The organism is Tunturiibacter gelidiferens (assembly GCF_013410115.1).
Taxonomy (GTDB): domain Bacteria; phylum Acidobacteriota; class Terriglobia; order Terriglobales; family Acidobacteriaceae; genus Edaphobacter; species Edaphobacter gelidiferens.
On the sequence record NZ_JACCCV010000001.1, the window covers coordinates 2,852,443 to 2,872,386 of the forward strand.

Annotated in this window: 11 protein-coding genes; 7 read left to right on the forward strand and 4 right to left on the reverse strand. The window is 53.9% G+C overall.

The window, feature by feature from the left end; translation table 11 throughout:
* Positions 1 to 49: 49 nt before the first annotated feature.
* Together HDF12_RS11945 and HDF12_RS11950 are read right to left on the reverse strand one after the other, a co-directional pair.
* Positions 50 to 340 (reverse strand): hypothetical protein, encoded by a 291-nt coding sequence (locus HDF12_RS11945; protein WP_218892356.1) that lies wholly within the window; start codon positions 338 to 340, stop codon positions 50 to 52.
* 333 nt (positions 341 to 673) lie between these two features.
* Positions 674 to 2,767, reverse strand: coding sequence for a sigma 54-interacting transcriptional regulator (locus tag HDF12_RS11950; protein WP_257025529.1), 2,094 nt, complete (start codon positions 2,765 to 2,767; stop codon positions 674 to 676).
* A 361-nt stretch (positions 2,768 to 3,128) separates the two neighbouring features.
* Between HDF12_RS11950 and HDF12_RS11955 the strand changes: the two genes are divergently transcribed.
* The 4 genes from HDF12_RS11955 to HDF12_RS11970 all read left to right on the forward strand — a co-directional run bounded on the left by HDF12_RS11955 (position 3,129) and on the right by HDF12_RS11970 (position 11,410).
* The gene (locus HDF12_RS11955; protein ID WP_179583117.1) at positions 3,129 to 4,415 is read left to right on the forward strand and encodes a radical SAM protein; all 1,287 of its coding nucleotides are present in this window, start codon (positions 3,129 to 3,131) and stop codon (positions 4,413 to 4,415) included.
* A 63-nt stretch (positions 4,416 to 4,478) separates the two neighbouring features.
* Entirely contained in the window at positions 4,479 to 6,266 is a 1,788-nt protein-coding gene (locus HDF12_RS11960; RefSeq protein WP_179583119.1) for an activator of (R)-2-hydroxyglutaryl-CoA dehydratase, read from the forward strand.
* Positions 6,267 to 6,311: 45 nt separating this feature from the next.
* Complete coding sequence (locus HDF12_RS11965; RefSeq protein ID WP_179583121.1) at positions 6,312 to 10,025, forward strand: BadF/BadG/BcrA/BcrD ATPase family protein; 3,714 nt, start codon at positions 6,312 to 6,314, stop codon at positions 10,023 to 10,025.
* A 92-nt stretch (positions 10,026 to 10,117) separates the two neighbouring features.
* Entirely contained in the window at positions 10,118 to 11,410 is a 1,293-nt protein-coding gene (locus HDF12_RS11970) for a beta propeller repeat protein (protein WP_179583123.1), read from the forward strand.
* Positions 11,411 to 11,637: 227 nt separating this feature from the next.
* On the opposite strand, the gene HDF12_RS11975 is transcribed toward HDF12_RS11970, so the two are convergent.
* Complete coding sequence (locus tag HDF12_RS11975) at positions 11,638 to 15,132, reverse strand: TonB-dependent receptor (protein ID WP_179583125.1); 3,495 nt, start codon at positions 15,130 to 15,132, stop codon at positions 11,638 to 11,640.
* Between the two features lie 833 nt (positions 15,133 to 15,965).
* Here HDF12_RS11975 and HDF12_RS11980 point away from each other — a divergent pair.
* The 3 genes from HDF12_RS11980 (at position 15,966) to HDF12_RS11990 (ending at position 19,077) form a co-directional block, all read left to right on the forward strand.
* Positions 15,966 to 17,108 carry a tetratricopeptide repeat protein gene (locus HDF12_RS11980; RefSeq protein ID WP_179583127.1) on the forward strand — a complete coding sequence of 381 codons (1,143 nt, stop codon included), beginning with the start codon at positions 15,966 to 15,968 and terminating at the stop codon, positions 17,106 to 17,108.
* 116 nt (positions 17,109 to 17,224) lie between these two features.
* Positions 17,225 to 18,322, forward strand: a complete 1,098-nt coding sequence (locus HDF12_RS11985) for a sensor histidine kinase (protein ID WP_179583129.1) — start codon at positions 17,225 to 17,227, stop codon at positions 18,320 to 18,322.
* Complete coding sequence (locus HDF12_RS11990) at positions 18,319 to 19,077, forward strand: LytR/AlgR family response regulator transcription factor (protein WP_179583132.1); 759 nt, start codon at positions 18,319 to 18,321, stop codon at positions 19,075 to 19,077. Before HDF12_RS11985 ends, HDF12_RS11990 begins: the two co-directional genes overlap by 4 nt.
* Before the next feature lie 703 nt (positions 19,078 to 19,780).
* Here the strand turns inward: HDF12_RS11990 and HDF12_RS11995 are convergent.
* Positions 19,781 to 19,927 (reverse strand): hypothetical protein, encoded by a 147-nt coding sequence (locus HDF12_RS11995; RefSeq protein ID WP_179583134.1) that lies wholly within the window; start codon positions 19,925 to 19,927, stop codon positions 19,781 to 19,783.
* Between the last annotated feature and the right edge of the window lie 17 nt (positions 19,928 to 19,944).

A 19,944-nucleotide genomic window follows, 5' to 3' on the forward strand; every position in this document is an offset into this window, starting at 1 on the left:
TTGGATTCTGCTGTAGGCAGATCGAAACAAATCCGACGTCTTAGTTTGTCTACGTTTTTTCGGACTCGACTTGAGAGTTCGCATCGCTCCGTGAAAGCGATTCCAGCAGATGCTTGGTATACAAACCACTTGCTACGAACTTAGCTCTATCCCTGATCATCATGAGGAGGACCTGTTCACCGTCTTTATCGATGCACGTAACCTCGTCGAGATCAACAACACGGTTCAAAGTTGGTCGACGATCTCGATTGGCGCGCCAACTTGCTATCAGTTCCTCCAGAAACGATGCTGTCAGCCGACCTTGAAGCACCCACCGCTGCTCCGACTTGTCCTCGGTCATCGTGATTCGTAACATCTTGCTCGTCCTTACAATCCGATGTGTCGGTGAGTGTCTTCCAGATTCACTACATCACTGATTCTCCCATCCGGATCGCATGCTCAAGAGTCGGCGACGTCCCGACACACCTAATCCCCGGCCTCGCAGGGTATACCTGGCATCTCTCTCTGCAAGCAATCCGCATACCTAAAATGCGACCAGTCTATTGATGTTGGTAGTTGAGGCGATTAGTAATAAATCGATGTGCCGAACACTGTCGGGTAGATGCCGATAAGTTGGCAGGATGCCAGATCGTTGGCACGTTTCTCACCGCTTCTTTCGTGCCAAACTTAAGTTTCAAAGTTTTCTAGGGCGAGAAATTCCCAGCTTTTGCATCCTAAATTGCAGCGTGGGACGCTTAATTCCAAGCCTTGCGGCAGCTCCGTTCGGCCCCGCAAAGACCCAGTTAGTCTGCTCCAGAATCGAGAGAATATGCTTTCTTTCAATCTCTTCCAGGGTCGTAGCTCCGTTCAACTGACCGTTCGCATCGGTGGGTTTCGTCTTCAGTCCTGCGAGCGGCACCTGAAGCTCAGGCCCCTTCGATAAAATGACCGCCCGTTCGATGACGTTTTGAAGTTCACGAATATTCCCGGGCCACGGATAACTGACCATCGAATTCATCGTTTCAGTCGAGATCGTATCGATCTCCTTCGACATGTTGCGGGCAAAATGCTGGGCAAAGTGCCTGACGAGAAACGGGATATCTTCCTTGCGCTCTCTCAGTGGTGGAACATAGATTGGGAACACGTTCAACCGATAGAACAAGTCGGATCGAAACCGTTGTTCTTCCACCATCGCATTCAGATCGCGGTTCGTGGCTGCAATGAGACGGGCGTCAGTACGCAGAGTGCGCGAGTTTCCTAACCGTTCGAACTCCCGCTCCTGCAGGACACGTAAGAGCTTCGGCTGAAGATCCAGAGGGATCTCACTGACTTCATCAAGAAAGATGGTCCCTTGCGACGCTAGTTCGAAACGGCCCATCCTCTGAGCGATGGCGCCGGTGAATGCTCCCTTCTCATGCCCGAAGAGTTCGCTCTCCAGTAAACCCGTCGGAATGGCAGCGCAGTTCAGCTTCACAAAGGGGTGGGTGCGACGGCGGCTGAGGTTGTGGACCGCACGAGCGATCAGCTCCTTTCCGCTTCCCGTCTCTCCTTGGATAAGAACGGTTGAGTTAGTTGGCGCAACTGCTTCAACCTGGCGTAGCACCTGTCGGAGCACAGCACTGTTCCCAATGATCTCCTCGAAGTTAAGCTCGCTGCGGATCTCATCTTCAAGGTAAAGCTTCTCCTGCCTGAGCTTGTCGGAAAGCTCGGTAATGCGCTGATAGGCAAATGCATTGTCGATGGCAATAGCCACTTGGCCTGCGATTTGCGAGAGAAATTCAATATCTTCCCTCGTGAATCCGCTCTTCTGCGCCCTCGCTAAACAGAGGACGCCCAATACATTCTTGCAACGGATCAGCGGGATCATGCAGATGGTCACCGTGCCATCGCCCAAGCTGGCCCTGTTCTCAGAACTAGATATATTCCACTCTTCGCGATCACCCACCCACGGCTTCCCGGAGCAAAAGACCTGCCCCGCGAGTGAACCTTCGACTGGCCCCGACATGTGCTGGAAAAGATTCTCTTTACGATCTGAAAAATCCACGGCATAGAGTTGAAGATGTTCGTGTGCAGTATCGGGTAGCATGACAGCTACGCTTTCCAGCCGCATGGTTTTGCGAATATTTGGCGAAACGGACCGAAGCACTTCTCCAAGTTCCAGGTTGGAAACTACGCTGTTATTCAGATCGAGAATGAGATTAAGCTTGGTCTGTTCGCTCTCCAACTGGGCTCGAACGGCCTCCGAATGTGCCAGGTTGAGTCTGTCGTCAATCGCCAAACCAACATAGTCCGATAAGAAAGAGAGAAGGCCGACCTCTCTTTCCGAGAAGCCATCAGGTTCCTTTCTTGCAAAGCAGAGAGCCCCCGCGCGACCGCCTGCCTTATTTAGAGGAAGTACACAAAGCGATTGATTTCCGTGCGTGCGGAAGAATCGAACAATCCCAGGAAATCTGGCCTCCCTATCAAGCGATGCCAAAACGACTGGCTGCTGATGCGCGGTTAAGAACTCACTGATCTCATCTCGCCTTTGCGGCAGATCGGGTTGCAGGCCGATTGCAGATGTCTCACCGTCTACCGCGTACCAGGAAAGATCCGTACCGGTCATCTGAATCAACGCAGTCGTATTGGAGACCACAACAGACGACAGTTCCGCCGGCAGACAACGCAGAAGTTGTTCCGGATCGCGATAAGCATCCAGGTTGTGCGCGAAGCGTAAAAGATCCCCCATTTGTTCGACGTTTGTAGCGATATCGACCGGGGAAATATGGTGGAGAGGCGAACTCCTCATACCCGACTGATAACCTCCCTCCTTCCATCGATTTCTGATAGATGAAAATTAGAGGATTAAAGTGGCAAACATTGATAGATTCGGGACTTCCCGTTTGCGTCAACCAACAGCGTAACTCAGATCGGCATATGGCTGCCAATTGATTGGCACCCAGTCAACAGGCTGGCATACATCGTCGGATCCCTGCGTCTTCCATAGAGTACGACAGACATTGCCTCTTTTGTCATCAAGAGTTTACGGTCGAAACAAAATTGTAGATCGTGTGGCCCTGCGGTTGCTCTGGGTGGGTCGTACCTGCGACTAAGCGCTCCATCTTCCAGTATCTCGGAATAGTGTCTCTATCTTTCAAAGGGGGGCCCGGATGCACCTCGAGGAACACACCGAACCACCACCGAGCTTTCGGCTTGATGTCCCATTGCACGACCTACTCACCAAATCCACCGCAAATACACCGGGCCTGCAGCCCGTCGGAACACCACAAACTTTTCCCGACCCTGTGTTTCCGCAGCATCCTGAACTTCTCGGACCAATCGATTGGAATGATGGGTGGGTCACACCTGAAAAACGCAAATGGGCTCCCGGCCAGATCTACCATGCAATGCAGGGCTGGCTCTTCCCTTATGTTCGTTCGAGAGTCACTGCAGGCGACTTCCATCCACTCATCGCATACCTCTTCACTGAGTTCAAGTGCAATCTCGACTGCCATTATTGCTGGGCTTTCGACAATCAAGTGAAGGGGATGACTGAGGATACGGCGAAGCGGTCCATCGACTGGCTTCACGGTACAGGGTGCCGGGTACTTGCCTACATGGGAGGCGAACCCCTTCTCCGGCCCGACTTGATTCACCGCATTACCTACTACGCGGCGAAGAAGAACTTCTGGATCTATCTCCCCACCAACGCGCGCCTCTTGCGCACCGATGTAATCGACAAGTTGGCCGACGCAGGCATGTCGACGTTCAACATCGCCGTCGACGCAGTCGACGTAAAACAAGGATTGCCGAAGGCGCTTGTTCCGATTCGCAAGCAGTTCGACTACCTCGTACGAAAGCAGTACGGATACGGATACTCCGTCTTCCTCAACATCAACATCTGCCGCAACAATTTGGACGATGTCCGAGAGCTGACCGAGATAGCTCATAACAACGGTATCGCGACCGACTATCACATCAACGAGTCTCCGCTTCTTGAACAGGACGAGCACTTCAAGCACGCAGCCAACAACGTCACCTACATCACCAAGGATGACTGGCCCGCTGTCGAAGAGACGATTCAGTGGTTGACCCAGAAGCAGGACGCCGGGTACAAGATGGTCAACTCCAACTCGCGCCTCTGGCAGATGGTCGACTTCATGAAAGGGAACCACTTTCCCTGGAACTGCCGCGCCGGTCAAAACTCAATGATCATTCGCGTCGACGGAACATTGGCTCCTTGTTTCCCGATGTACACAGCGAGTTATGACTGGGGCGTGGTCGGTAATCACAAATTCGAAACCAAGCAACTCGATCATCAGAAAGAGACCTGCCAGACGCACTGCTTCTCAACTCTCAATCACATCCTAGGCTGGTGCTACAACGACCAGCGTGTCATCAAATATTTCTTCAAACAGCTGGCTCACGGATTCCAGGGAGTGAAAGGCCAGATGTAGCGCCGAAGAAATCCCGAGATCCGACCCATCGAAAAACCACAGAGTAAGTATAAGGAGACGCAAATGCCGGAAATCGAAGAGATCGTTCAAACCGACTTCGAAGTAGAGATCCAGGCTCGTATCGACGCCGAACGTGCCCGTCTTCGTGCCGAAGCTGGATTGGCGCGCATGCGCGAGTTCAAAAAGCCGATAGAGCGCACATTCAAGGCGGACGAACGCGACTACGTTACGATTCTCTTTGGCGGACTCACCTGGAAGCACGAGGAGATGATCAAGGCGGTCTTCCACGGCAGCGGCTATCGCTGCGAGAACATTCCCACACCGGTCGTCGCTGATTTTCAGGCAGGGAAGGAGTTCGGCAACAACGGACAGTGCAATCCGACCTACTTCACTGTGGGCAATCTGGTGCGCTATCTTCAGATGCTGGAACAACAAGGCCAGACGCGTAAACAGATTATCGATAACTATGTCTTCTTCACGGCAGGATCCTGCGGACCTTGCCGCTTTGGCATGTATGAAGCTGAGTACCGATTTGCCCTTCAAAATGCGGGCTTCGAGGGCTTTCGCGTGCTGTTATTTCAACAAACCGACGGCATCAAGGCCGCAAGCGGAGAGCCCGGTCTAAAATTTTCAGTCGACTTCGGAATGGGAATGTTGAATGCCCTCAATCTAGGAGACGTAATCAACGAACTGGTCTACCAGGTGCGCCCCTTCGAAGTTAATAAAGGCGAGACAGACCGCGTCATACATGATTCGGTGAAGGTATTAACCGACACTTTGCGTGACCGCAAGCGGTGGCACATCATGGAGGCGGCCCCAGCGTGGGCAAGACCATACATCGAGAAGAATAAGATGCTATCCGGCATTGGCTGCACTCTTGGGAAGGTCGGTCATAATCTATACGGCAAGGAGTATGTGGATGCGCTGCACGCATGCCGCGACAGCATCAACGCAATCCAAGTAGACCGCCTTCGCGTAAAGCCAGTCATAAAGATTACCGGAGAGTTCTGGGCTCAGACCACCGAAGGGGACGGCAACTTCAACATGTTTGCCTTCCTTGAAAAGGAAGGCGCGCAGGTGTTGGTCGAACCGATCGCCACTTGGATCGCATACATGATGTACGTCGCCAAAGAAGGAGCGAAGGCCCGCGCCGACGCCGAGGCTCCCTACCGCGACCCCAAGTGGTACGAACTTAAAAAAAGGCTCGCAAACGACTTCAAAGTATTCAAAAAAACCGGAGGCCTCAGCGCCGGCAGCGCCATGTGGACTTTCTTCTATCACCGCACGATCAAACATCTGGGAGACACGGCCCACCATTTGATCCCGCAAAAAGAACTCTCGCGCCTGGCACATCCCTTCTACCATCAGCTAGCTCGCGGTGGAGAGGGCTACATGGAAGTCGGCAAGAACGTCTACTACACCGTGAATCACCTGTGTCACATGGTGCTCGCTCTGAAGCCCTTCGGTTGCATGCCTTCCACGCAATCCGACGGAGTTCAATCTAGAGTCGTGAACAGGTACAAAGACATGATCTTCCTGCCGATAGAAACCTCAGGCGAGGGCGAGGTCAACGCGCACAGCCGAGTTCAGATGGCGCTCGCCGAAGCCAAAGCGAAGGCACGCGCCGAATTCGACGGTGTTCTGGAGCAGACAGGGAAGTCCCTCGAAGAACTGCGAGCCTACGTCGAGCATCATCCCGTCCTGAAGCAGGCCCTCTACAAGGTTCCGCATCGGAACGGCATCGCCGGGACCGCAGCCCAGTTTGCCTGGCATGTCAGCGACCTCATCGACAAAGATAGCGCTTATCGTCGGACGGCTCGCACGTCGGCTCCGCTGCAGCAAGTGGCGTAAGCAGTCAAGCTTTCCATTCGAACAATCGGCATAGAGGAGAAGAGAATGGATCAGTTTCTGGTTGGCTTGGACGTAGGTTCTACAACCGTCAAAGCGATTGTGGTCGATGCCGCATCTGACAAGACCATCTGGCAGGATTACCAGCGCCACGAGACGCGCCAACCAGAAAAAGTCCTCGAGTTTCTGCGCCGCATGGAAGCGGACACCGGAATCTCACCGGGTAATACACGCATCTTCATTACAGGATCGGGTGGCGGAACAATCGCCGAGATGATCGGCGCGAAGTTCGTCCAGGAGGTCCATGCTGTCTCACTCGCCGTCGAAAAACTTCATCCCGAGGTGTACTCCGTCATCGAGTTAGGCGGACAGGACGCGAAGATCATTGTCTTCAAAGACGACGAAGAGACGGGCCGCAAGAAGAAGATCCCATCGATGAACGACAAATGCGCCGGCGGCACAGGAGCGGTCATCGACAAGATCAACGCCAAGCTGAAAATTCCTGCAGCAGAGCTCGCAAATCAGGGATACCACGACATCAAGCTGCACAAGGTAGCAGGGAAGTGCGGTGTCTTTGCTGAAACCGACATCAACGGCCTGCAGAAAACCGGCACCCCTTCGGACGAACTGATGGCCTCGCTCTTTGAAGCCATCGTGCTGCAAAATCTCAGCGTCCTAACTCGCGGGCACACGCTCCGTCCCCACGTCCTTCTGCTTGGTGGCCCGAACGGTTTCATCCGCGGCATGCGCGAAGCGTGGCAGACCAACATTCCGCGTATGTGGAAGGAGCGCAAGGTTGAGATTCCCGACGGCATGACTCCCGAAGAATTGATCAAAGTCCCTGAGAACGCCCAATACTTCGCGGCTCTGGGGTCGGTCGAGTTCGGTAAAGAGGAAGAGTCAGAGGTAGGACGATATCTTGGCGCCGACAAGCTTGTCTATTACATCGACTACGGGCGCGCAGAAGAGAAGGCCATATCAGGAGGAAAGGGCCTCGTCGCAGAGGACGCAGAACTCGTTACCTTCAAATCCGCGTATAAGAAAAAGAAGTTCACCCCTGCGGAGTTTCTGCCAGGTCAAGTCGTCTCCGGATTCGTCGGAATCGATGGCGGTTCCACCTCGACCAAGGCAGTAGTACTCGGTACCGACGGAGAGATTCTCTGCAAGACCTACCAGCTTTCAAACGGCAATCCGATTCAGGATACGATCGAGATGTTTGAGCATCTCCGCGAACAGATAGAGAGCAAGGGCGCAACCCTCGAGGTGCTCGGCGTCGGCTCAACCGGCTACGCAAAGGACATCATCAAGGATGTCTTAAACGCAGATGTGGCGCTCGTCGAAACCGTGGCCCATACAGAATCAGCGCTGAAATTCTATGAAGATCCCCACGTCATCGTGGATGTGGGGGGCCAGGACATCAAACTCATCGTCCTAAAAGACGGTCGCGTAAAAGACTTCAAACTAAACACTCAGTGCTCAGCAGGGAACGGATACTTCCTGCAATCGACTGTCGAGGGATTCGGCATGAAAGTCGAGGAGTTCGCCGATCTGGCCTTCTCCGCAAAATCGATGCCATCCTTCGGCTACGGTTGCGCTGTCTTCATGCAGTCGGACATCGTTAACTTCCAACGTCAAGGCTGGCGCTCGGAGGAGATCCTCGCAGGTCTAGCAGATGTGCTACCCAAAAATGTCTTTCTATACGTAGCCAGCATCCCAAATCTGGCAGCTCTCGGTTCACGTTTCGTGCTTCAAGGCGGAACGCAAAATAATCTCGCCGTAGTCAAAGCCGAAGTGGACTTCATCAAATCAAGCTTCCGCGCCAACGGCAAAGAGCCGGAGATCATCGTCCACGAGCACTGTGGCGAATCCGGCGCAATCGGCGCGGCCCAGGAGTCTCTGCGTCTCTGGCGCAACGGTCGGAAAACCACATTCGTCGGCCTCGAAGCTGTCGCGAACATTCGCTATCGCACTACGCGCAACGAAGACACACGCTGCTACTTCTGCAAAAACAACTGCCTTCGAACCTTCATCGATGTCGACGTAACCGGACAACAAAGCTCCGAACACTCTCACGCCCATGCTGTCCATGAAGATCGTGCTGCCACTCCGGCAGAAGTTGCGGAGGTCATGAATACTCTGCCGCCGCTCGAACAAATCGAAGCCAATCTCCCTCCCGTCGAATCTCACGGGTCATGCAGCACAAGTGGAAGCCTCAGTTCGCCATCTGTGTTCAAGGCCAAGATCGAGCCTCTCGTTCAGATCCAACTTGCGCCCGGATCAAGCAAAGTGGTCGAACTACCAAAGCCCGTAGAATTCCAGCCTCGTAAAACCAAAGTTCCTCTACGAAAAGGTGAACAGCGTCTGATCATCGCAACCTGCGAGAAGGGAACCGTCGAAGACCTCGACGAGATGAAGGACATCAAAGCCGACATCGACGAAATCAAAGCCGTTAATCCCAACTACGTCGACATCGCAGCCCACGATGTCTTCCGTCAACGTGATGTTGAAGTTGTCTCAGATTCGTTGCCGTCCACTAAGGGCTTGTTCATCTCTAGGGCCACTAAGGAACGGGCTGCTCGAATGACGCAGCGCAAAGACTTTCGTGTGGGCATCCCACGTCTCTTGAACACCTACACCTACGCGCCATTCTTCAACGCATACTTCACCAGCCTCGGGGTAAAATCCGAAAACATAATCTATTCGGATTACACAACACCAGAGCTATATCGTGCAGGGGCGAGTCGCGGCGCCATCGATCCCTGCTATCCGTCGAAGATCGGGATCGCGCACGTCTACAACTTACTTGCGGTCAAGCACGCGAAAAAACCTCTTCACGCGATTTGGTTCCCAATGTACGACGTCCTGCATTCACATCTCGTAAATCTCACCGGCTCGAACGCCTGCCCGACCGTGACCGCAACACCCGAGACGGTCAAGGCGGCCTTCACCAAAGAGAGCGACATCTTCGCTGAAAACAATGTCCTCTACCTCGATCCAATCCTGAACCTCCAGGATGAAAAAGTCTGTGCCGACCAGATGTTCAAAGCCTGGGAGCCAATCCTCGGCCTCACCCGAGAAGAGAACGAGCGGGCCATCGCCGTCGGCTTCAAGTCTCTCCACGAATGCGAATCAGACATCCGTCGACAAGCGCGCGCAACGCTCGATCAACTCGAACGCGAAGACCGCATCGGCATCGTCATGCTGGGCCGCGTCTACCACCACGACCCAGGCCTGAACCACGAGATCATGGAAGAGTTTCAGAAGCTTGGCTATCCGGTCTTCTCACAAAGCACCTTGCCCCTCGATGAGGACCTGCTCGACCGTCTCTTCGGAGAAGAGGTTCGTGCAGGTCTCATCACGCACCCGCTCGACATCAGTGATGTGTGGAAGAACCGCTACTCGACCAGCACCAACCATAAGGTGTGGGCAGCGAAGTTCACGGCTCGCCATCCAAATCTGGTCGCTCTCGAGGTCTCAAGCTTCAAATGCGGTCACGACGCCCCGATCTACGGGGTCATCGAAGGCATCATCGAACAGTCAGGCACACCCTATTTCTCCTTCAAAGATCTAGATGAAAACAAACCCTCTGGTTCAATCCGTATTCGCGTTGAGACGATCGACTACTTCCTGCGTCGTTATCGCGAAGACATTGTCAAACGACGAAACGCGGAGTCTAATATCGAAACACAGATCGCCGCCTTCGAGCAGTCCCTCCGTAGTCAAACAGGGAATCACTACGAGATGGCAGTTGCAGGAGACTGATTCCCGCCAATCACCCAGATACGCTCGGCAGATCCTGCACCTTGAAGTAAATTTGAGGTGTTGGTTCCAGCCAAATCGAAGGCGTTCTGGTTATGGCACACAGACACACAAGTCGCGTCGCCCGCAGCGGGAGAGGTCTATTCCTGATGCTGGCGCTTCCCTTGACGGGGACGGGACAGACTTCACCACCTCAAACTCCCGCACCGAACCACGGTGTCGTCACCAGCTCGTCGCCGGCCAATTCAGGAAGTGACACAGACAGCTGTTTCGTTCATCGAGTAACCAGCCTTCCAGGAAGTCATCGGTTCGCAAGTGATTTTATCGAAGCCATAGCCAGCGACCCCGATCCTGACGCCAGCGATCCCGACGTAATTTGGGGTCTTACTGCGGACCTCAGCAGCGAGGTTCCCGCTCAGCAAAGAGCCATGTACATATCGAAGTCGACCGATGGCGGCGCGACATGGACTCAGATCGCACGAGTGGACTCCCGATACTTCGATGCGCGAATCGGCGAGGGGCTTCGTAACGGCTTCATTGTGTCTCCCGGCGGAGCCTACTTCGTGATCACAACGCAAAGGGGAGCCTTTCAGGTATTTCCTCGACCAGATACGTCGGACACTTTGGTGAAACCTATAGCCGGTCCTCGCGTTCCGGATTCACCTCCCAAGACCCCCATCACGAAAAAAGCAGGTGACCCCATAAGGGCAAACGTAGTCCAAATAACGGCCGACGGAAAACATCTCCTTATCGGTTATGGCTACTTTGACCTCGAGCCCCAGCTACTTCGCTACCACAAAGATAATGATGGCTCATGGATCGAAGATGGCCCCATCGCTCATCTTCCAACCGACATGGATCTTCTCTCCATTCAGTTTGACGATCCCAAAAGATTGGACCCAGGCTTCCTCTATCTAGGAACGGGGGATCAGGTCTACCTTCTCAACCTACATTCCGAGAAATGGAGCCGCATCGAGGGAGTGGGCCCTGACTCTGCGATCCATGGAATGAGTGTGGTCGGCGGTCTTCATTTAGCTGCATGCTGGGGTGTCTATAACCCATCAGGCCCGGGCACCGTAAGGAGAGTCACCAATGCAAGGTTTCTCCTGCACAGAACCACAGATGAAACAGGTTCCAACGTTCGGGCCTACAGCATAGAGGTCGACCCGTCCAAACCAAACCGAGAGGTCGTTACTTCGCTCACAGGCGTCTACACCAGTCAGGACAATGGTGAAAGCTGGAGGAGGCTCAACGATCTTCCAGAAGAGGAGTTCCGCTCCGCACATTTCAACTCCGACGGAACCATTCTTGTCTCTGGAATAGCGGGTACGTTCCTGGCTAATCCATTCTCAGACGCTTGCTCGCCCCATCTTAAGATCCGCCAATAGATAGCTCTACCCGCGTTGCTCGCCTTCGAATCATCATTCTCGCTTTCCCGAGCAAGATCTCTCAAACGCAGGGATTGCAGCAAGCTAAGGATTACGCCAGATTACATATGAGCGAGCCGACCGGTTGGCAGCGCTGAAGGGTTTCACTATGACATACATCGTCCATTCGAACAACAATCCCTACGCCGCTGCCGTGGAGGCGAAGGCGTTTCTCCGAGGAGAATGCCTCAGAACTTAACCTTCAGAGCAAACTGACCGAAGCGACGCTCATCGTTCGCACCACCATTGACGCCACCTTTCTTTGCCTGGATAGGGATGGTTGCGCCATCATAGCCGTAGTTGGCAACGTCGTTATTGGACTCAGTAATGTAAAGGTTATGGTGGTTGAAGATATCAAAGCCTTCTGCTCTCAATTCAATCTCAATACCTTCTCTAATCAGAAGGCTTTTACTTGCCGCAAGATCGAAGTTCCACGCGCCAGGTCCGGAGAACGCGTTCCGATGAGTCATCGCAAAGGGATATGGCCCGAAGTCGGATATCCCCCCCAGAGCCGGATTTCCGTAGCTTACGGCTGCCGGTAAAGAGACCAGGTCGTAGAGGTTCGCGCCGGAGCCATTCTTATCTTTCGCTTTTGTGAAACTGTAGTTCGAGATGGTTGTGCCCGGCGTGTAGCGAGGTATGCCGACCCCGGCGCTGCGGTTCAGCGAGTTACTGCTATCTGAGACCGTGAATGGCGTTCCAGTGCGGACAGTGTAAATACCAGTGACCTCATATCCTCCCAGGAGTCTCCCGGCGAAGGAATGATCATTTTTAAACCACTGGGTCCTGTAAATCGGCGCCAGAACGAATCGCTGACGGATGTCAAAGTCAGATGCCCCATGGTCCAGTCCAGGATTGAAGGGATCGAGATAACCAAGATTCCCAATGCCATTCACCGAGCTATTGCTCTCTGAAAACGTCGAGCTCAGATTGTCAGTCGAATGCGCGACTGTATAGTTGGCCGTGATAATGAGCCCCGTGCGTTCGAGATCTGTCATCTGAAAACCAAGGTTCAAGCCGTTGTAGTAAGAATCTCCCTCACTCCCACGATTATTGATCGACCCATACTGATTATTAAGCCGCGAGTAGATGAAGTTGCCGCTAGCGTCCTGAACAGGGTCGCCGAGATAGACGTTCCCGGCGCCAAGCATGTTGTAGCCCTTCACGTCGTAAAGATGTGTCCCCCGCGAACCGACATAAGCGACGGATGCAACGACGTTATTCGCGAGCTGCCTCTCAACCGTCAGGCTATAAAACTGCGTTGCCGCCGTACGAATGTTTTCATCTACATTTCTCAAGCTGGTTGGCGGAAGCGGGACCGTTCCGCTGGAGCCGCCAATGGGACCAGCGTTGTTCGTCGTTATAGGCGAGGGTGTCGTGATCTGGACCACGGCGTAGTTGGGAGGATTCTGGATGACATTGAACGTCACATTTCCAAAGTTCCTCTCGTAAGCTATTCCATATCCGCCACGCAGACTTGTCTTGCCATCACCGTTGATGTCGTAAGCAAAGCCGATACGAGGTCCCACAGTGCCGTACTGCGGATTCCACAATTTACCGATCGGACTATTAGGAGCCGTGAACACCTGGCCACTACGAATCTGTTCTTGAAGCGTAGCACCAGGGCCGTAGTAGAAGTTGGCATCGAGGCCCTGCTTATTGTTGTGCTGAATCCCGTAGTATTCGTAGCGCACACCATAGTTGAGCGTGAAGCGCGGTGTGATCTTCCATGCATCCTGCGCGTACACCGCCCAGTCCTTGAACCGGTCGCTACGGGCAAAGTTCGGTTGCGACGCGGGTAGAGTGATCTGGCATTGCGGCGTCTGGACCAGATCGCCAGTCGCGTAGTCCCGTACACAAGGCAGCGCTCCTTGTGGGTCAACGGCGCCCTCAAAGATCGAGAGCGTGCCGTTCAAAAAGTTATCCAGTCCCGTTGGAGCACTTGTACCGATCCCCTCAACTGCCTGCGCATAGGCGCCATAGGTGATGTTGTTCTGGATATAAAGCAATTGAGTACCGGCCTTGAAGGAGTGTTGACCCTTCGTCCAGTCGATGTCCTGGCTTATCTGGACAGTATTCTGTGGTCCTCCGGATGGAAGTCCTCCTGTTCCTTCAAACTGACTGTAGAAGCCAGGAAACTGAACCAGATTTCCTCCAATCGTCGCATTGTTATAAAGAAATAAGGTAGGGGTGTGCTGCTGCGACGTATCGAACGGTTGACTTAGCGTGTGACGAGTAAAGCTCAACTTCGTGCTGGACACCAGGGAACCGGAAAACTCGTGCGTCAGACCGAAGAGAGCGGCGTTATCCCGCTCGGAACTCCCAACGTTATATTGCGAGTACGGCGTACTGAACATGGCGCCAGTCTCATCCAGCTCGTTGTAAAAGACATACCGCCCGTACATCTGAGTTCTTGGGGTTGCATTAAAATCCACACGTCCAATCAAGTAATACGTGTTCTGCGGAGAGCCACCTCCGGCGTTGGTAGGAGAAGTGAACGGAGCTATTCCGAACACCGGCGTGCTTCCCGACAAAAGATCAAACGGCCCACCAGCAGTCGGAGTCACACCCGAAGCCACTACGTCGTCCTTGCTCAACGTCTGGGTAAAAGCCGGAGCCGGAGAACCATATTGCGTGAAGAAGGCCTGCGTGGCCGAATTGGAGGCCGCCAAGAACTGCGGCGTCGGCACCAGCGAGATCTGATTGCCCGCGCTACGCACCCTCACCCACTCAGTACTCTGGAAGAAGAACAGTCGATCTTTCAAGATTGGTCCACCGACGTCGTAGCCAAACTGGTTGCGCGTATAGCCGCCCTTCGGCACCCCACTCTGCGCATTCTGAACAGTATTGGCAGTATAGGCCGCCAAGCGATTGAACTCCCAGGCGCCCCCATGAAATCGATTGGTCCCCGATTTGGTAACGACGCTGACGACACCGCCTGACGCGCGACCGTACTGTGGCTCAAAGTTGCTGGTCGTAATGCGATACTCCTGCACCGCATCGATCGGCACCGTGACCTCGGGGCCGGTCACGTAGGAGTCAACATTCTCAACCCCATCCAACAGGATCTCTGTGCCACTGGACCGTTGGCCGTTGAGCGAATATCCAACGCCACGCGTCGTGTCATTCTGATCGCCGGTGGTCTTTGTCGCGCCACTCTGCGCTACTTTGTCTCCAGAGCTGATATTGCCGGAGATCGAGACAAAATCGTAGGGATTGCGAGTAAGGCTGGGCAGCTCCGAGACCTGGACACTGCTCACGATCTGCGACACTTCCTGAGTCTGCGTATTGACGGTCGTCCCGCCCTGATCAATCACGGTCACTGTCTGTTGCGCACCACTGAGAGCGAACTTTATCGGAACCGTCGCGTGCCCACCAACAGTGACTTCGACCCGCGCCTCAAACCGCTGAAAGCCTGGAGCGTCCGCCCTGACCGTATAAATGCCGGCAGACACAGGAGGAAACGTGTACTCGCCACTATGATTCGTAGTCACCGTCCGTTCAGCGTTTGTCCCCGTATTGGTGAGCGTTACCGTAGCATCGGAGACGAGAGCCCCACTTTGATCGACCGCTAGTCCCGACACGATGCCGGAATCGGTCTGCGCTGTTAGCAGAGCTGGAGAAACAGACAGGAAAAGCAGGACGAAAAGAATCGACGCGTGAACCGAGATGCGTTTGAACATGGCTGGACTCCTTCAAGTGTTGATGCAAGCCGGCCTTCCGTTCCGACTCCGAATCATCGCAAAATGGAAGGCTTCAAGGCCTTCGTATCGTTGACTTCAAGTCACATCTGAGCCACTCGTAGTGAAGGCAGTTACTGCTCGTGCCGCGTGCTGTTTCGCACTCTCCCGGAGCATGGATCGTCTTGCAAGGCAAACAGATTCACAACCCGCAACCCGGTGCAGTGCATTATGTGCCTAACTTCTGGGTCAACAACAGCGTTGTGACGAGTGCCCCACAGAATGTGACAAACGGCAGAATCTGCGGGTCGATTTGCAGGTGACGAATCTCCGCGCACCGAGAACTGATTACTGCGACTGATGACTGATGTGAGATGACAACAGTTCATTTATTCTCCGCCGACCCACATTCTTCCCGAATTTAGCTAGCTTCGTCACTCCGCGCCGCTATCCGTCACATGTCAGCTAGTCAGCACACATTTCAGATGTATGGTTGCACAGTAAGTTCCTGTGTCGAGGCCAGTGACTTATTGTCAGAAAAATTATTCAGCGGAACCGATAACTACACTTCCGCCTCTCAACGAAATTGCCAGGCAGACAAGAGCGGCGCGATTACATTAGTTCCAATTATGTGACGAGTTGCTCCTGGCCACGATCAACAGCATGCCAGTGTCGTTGAGTTGTCTTTGCAGGTGACGAGTGATCCCATAATCATGAAACCAACCGATCACCCGCCCGTAATCGCGCAAGTCTACGTAGCGCCGGCTACGCTTCATGGGATGTAGTTAGTTGAAAGACCCAGAGACATGGCCAGATCCCACAAGCTGGAGGAAATCATGGTTCGAACAACTAGCAACCCTCTCTTGGTCTCCGTAAAACTCGTAAGAGCCCTGTTACTCGCTATCGGTGTAACCCTGCTTGTAGGCTACGCGGCTTCAGCAGAGGGAATAGATATCACTCAGCTAAAGGCAGATGCTCAAAAGGGCTACGCTTCTCGACAAATTGAACTGGCCGCGGCTTACTTCACAGGCAACGGAGTAACGCAGGATGCGAAGCAGGCCGCGTACTGGTACCAAAAAGCCGCTGAAGCCGGAGATCCTGAGGCGGAAAATGAGATCGGCTTCTTCTATCAGGCTGGCATAGGTGTTCCGGTCGATCAAGCACGTGCCTTGCACTGGTACCAACTCGCCGCCGCCTCTGGCCTCACCAGAGCCAAAGTGAACCTTGGCGTAGTGTACGTATGGGGACTCGGTGTGGCTAAAGATGAGGATTTGGCCATGCAGTTCTTTCGCGAAGCGGCCAGCAGGGGAGACGGAGCAGCCGCCAGTTATCTGGGCGACCTCTATTACTTTGGGATCGGTGTGAAGCAGGATAAAGCAGCCGCCGAAACCTGGTACAAAACCGGCGCGCAGTTCCATGATCCTGTCGCCGCCTACAATCTCGGCACACTCTTCTCGGTGGATGCCGACCATCCCCACGATCTTCGCAAAGCCGAGGCTTTTTTGCGTTCATCTGCCGCCGATGGGTACATTCCGGCCATTCACTCGGTGGGCCTGCTCCTGGTCAACCATCCTGATCTAGCAACGTCTCCACAGGAGGGACCATCCCTCCTGGAAACCGCAGCGAGCGCAGGTTACTGGAAATCTTCCGTAGTGCTCGGAGCCCTTGCACGCGACGGCAAAGGTGTTCCCGCAGACAGCAAAGCTGCCTACCTTCACTTCCGTACGGCCGTTCTCCAAGGTGGAGAGTTGGCGATGAGCCTGGTCAAATACGACCTGGCGACGCTGGCAAAAAGGCTGGGGACTCAGCAGGTCGGAGCGCTCGACTCGGATGCAAATACCTGGTACAGGCTGCACCGCACGCCTCTTCTCTTCGTCAATAAAGACAGTGACAAGCGGCAACGCTTTCCCGCATCAGCACTTGCAGTCTCGACGGCTGGTCTTCACGCTGGTCAACTGCTCTACGTGCCAGCCTCGTGACAAGGTCGGGGAATAGAATGTGTGGTTGCATTCCTATTCGTCCGTAAAGGAAGAAGGCAGAGGATGATTACCTGAACCTTCCGCCAACAAGTCGCACACGCGCACAACCACTCTTCATGCATCCGGTAATCTTTGTGGGCGCGTCGGTCCTGCTGGGCACCCTGTTCGCCCTGCAGGAGTGGATGACTATGCGCCTATGGAGCTACCGTATAGGCATAGGCATCCTTTTTGCAGCATGGTGGGTGCAATATTTTTTGTGGGGTGTCATCTGCTGGTTGCTGTGGAGATGGTGTGGGCCCCGGATTCAACGGGTAAAAACATCCTGTATTGTCACGCATGTGCTTCCGCTCAGCATAGTTACCAGTGTTGTGGAAGAGATGATCTGGGTCGCTTGCTTCCCGCAACTCCCGCTCAACCGCCCGCACATGACTTATTGGCACAGGCTGGCGTTTCATTTAGACGCAGAGTTTGTCGACAACATGGTCATCTTCTGGGGTGCATTCACCCTCTTTCGCGGCGTAGGCTACTACCAGAAATTCCGTGAGAAAGAGGCTGCGGCCGCTCAATTGTCGGTGCAACTGGCTCAGGCCCAGATAGCCGCTCTCCGCATGCAGTTGAATCCGCATTTCCTCTTCAACACCATGAACAGCATCTCCAGCCTCATGCGGACCGACATCGCTGCCGCCGACACAATGTTGGAACAACTCGGCAGCCTCTTGCGTATCACCCTCGAGCGCGGCGCAGTGCAGTTCATTCGTCTCAATGACGAAATGGAGTTTGTGGAGATGTATCTCGCAATGCAGGAGCGCAGATTCACAGGCCGTGTCCACCAGCAACTATGGGTACATCCGGAGTTGCATGATGCTCTTGTGCCTGCAATGATTCTCCAGCCGCTCATCGAGAACGCCTACACTCATGGTCTCTCCAGGCTCGACAGCAATGGCCTGCTTCACATCGAGGCATCAAGAAAAGAATCGCGCCTGAAGCTGAGTGTTCTCAATAACGGTGCAGGCTTGAATTCGAATCCGTCCAAACCCTCTGACGGTCAAGGCGTCGGGCTGGCCAACATTAAGAGCCGCCTGCAGCTGCACTATGGAGATCAACATACATTTTGTATACGCGAGGTCGCACGGGATCAGGTCGAGGTAACTATAACGCTCCCACTACAGTTCTCTGCTAGTCCTACAGAGACGCTGACAAGGTTTGGTGCATGATGATCCACGCTATCTTGGCGGACGATGAAGTCTTAGCGAGACAGAAGCTGCGCCAGTTGCTTCGCGACGAGCCTGAGATCGAAATTGTCGGTGAAGGCGCATCAGCTTCCGAAACGATCGACTTGGTGCGTGCTACTGGACCGGAGTTACTTTTTCTCGATATTCGAATGCCAGGAATGGACGGCTTCGATATCATCGGCAAACTCTCTGTCGGTAGCGACTCCGTTGTGCCCCGCATCATCTTCACCACCGCATACGACTGCTACGCATTGCGCGCGTTCGAGATACACGCAGTCGACTATCTGCTAAAGCCCTTCACCTCCGAGCGTTTGCATTCGGCAGTGCAACGCGCCCGTGAAGAGATTTACACCTCAAAGGAAAATGCCGGACGTAGCAATGGCCGCACCCAGTATCCTCCCGCTTACACGACACGCATCGTCTTCAAATCTCACGGCCGTATTTTGTTTCTTCCTGTCTCGGATATCCGTTGGATCAGAGCGGAAGAGAACTATGCGCGCATCTGCACCGGAACCGAAAAGCACCTGCTGCGCGAGACCATGAGCCATCTGGAAGAGAAGCTTGACCCGCAAATGTTCCTTCGTGTGCATCGTTCCGCGATCGTCAATTTGCAGTATCTAAAGGAAGTGCGGACTGAACCCAGTGGAGAGTTTACGGTCGTGCTGGTGGACGGTCAAAAAATTGCGATGAGCCGCAGCTTTCACGCTCGCATCAGCGAATGGATGGCTCGTAGCTGAGTGGACTCGGAACTTTTGTACGGGACAGACGTTTTGCTCGAATTAAGTTTTAACAATAAACACCACGCATCTAGCTCGGCCAAGGAAATACGCCCGAACAAGCTTTTAATCCGACCAAAGAGTTGACCGGGTTGGCCGTATAAGTCTGCAGTTGCTTCTGCAAGAACTCCGACGCACTAAACCTGTCCGGAAGCGATCCTAGCGCTGGGGGACTTGTTATAGAGTTCTCGAACCAGTTCATGCGAGCCGGACTCGTTCGCCCGCGAAGGGAATTGACGTAGGATTCTGCGACGAGGATGGCGTTTTACTGCCGATGGGCAGGAAGATCGTGCCATCAGCCCAAGGATAACAAGCGGCGAGCCATTTATCGCTGGGCTTTGGCGCATGCAAAACACCAGCCGGTCACAGGCTGCGAGGAGATTACGAGATGCACCGATCATTTGTGGTCTCCTGAGCGGGAGCCGAGATTGACCGTTTCAGGTAACCGTGTGTAGCAAGGTGCTCGCGCATGTCTTGCGCTCTAATGGCAGTTTTCATCCGTCCAAAGCAACAAAAGCAAAGGACTGCAAGCAATGAGCACCAAATCGACAATACAACATGAAACCGACAATGGTAACCAACAGGGTTCCATCTATACAACGAGGTATTCGACGAAGAGAACGTCTATCTGGAGTTGCAGGGCTTCCAGTTCGAAGGCTCAACCTCAGTCGAACTCTCCGGAGGTGTTGTGCCAAGTCTGACCGTAAAGCTGCCCCGGACGTGGGCGGAGAAACTGGGGCTTATCACGCTGCCCAGGAACGAACCAGCTATTGGTAAGGCGACCACCGAATCCGTATAAGATGTGCATCAATCTGTATATCCTGGCTG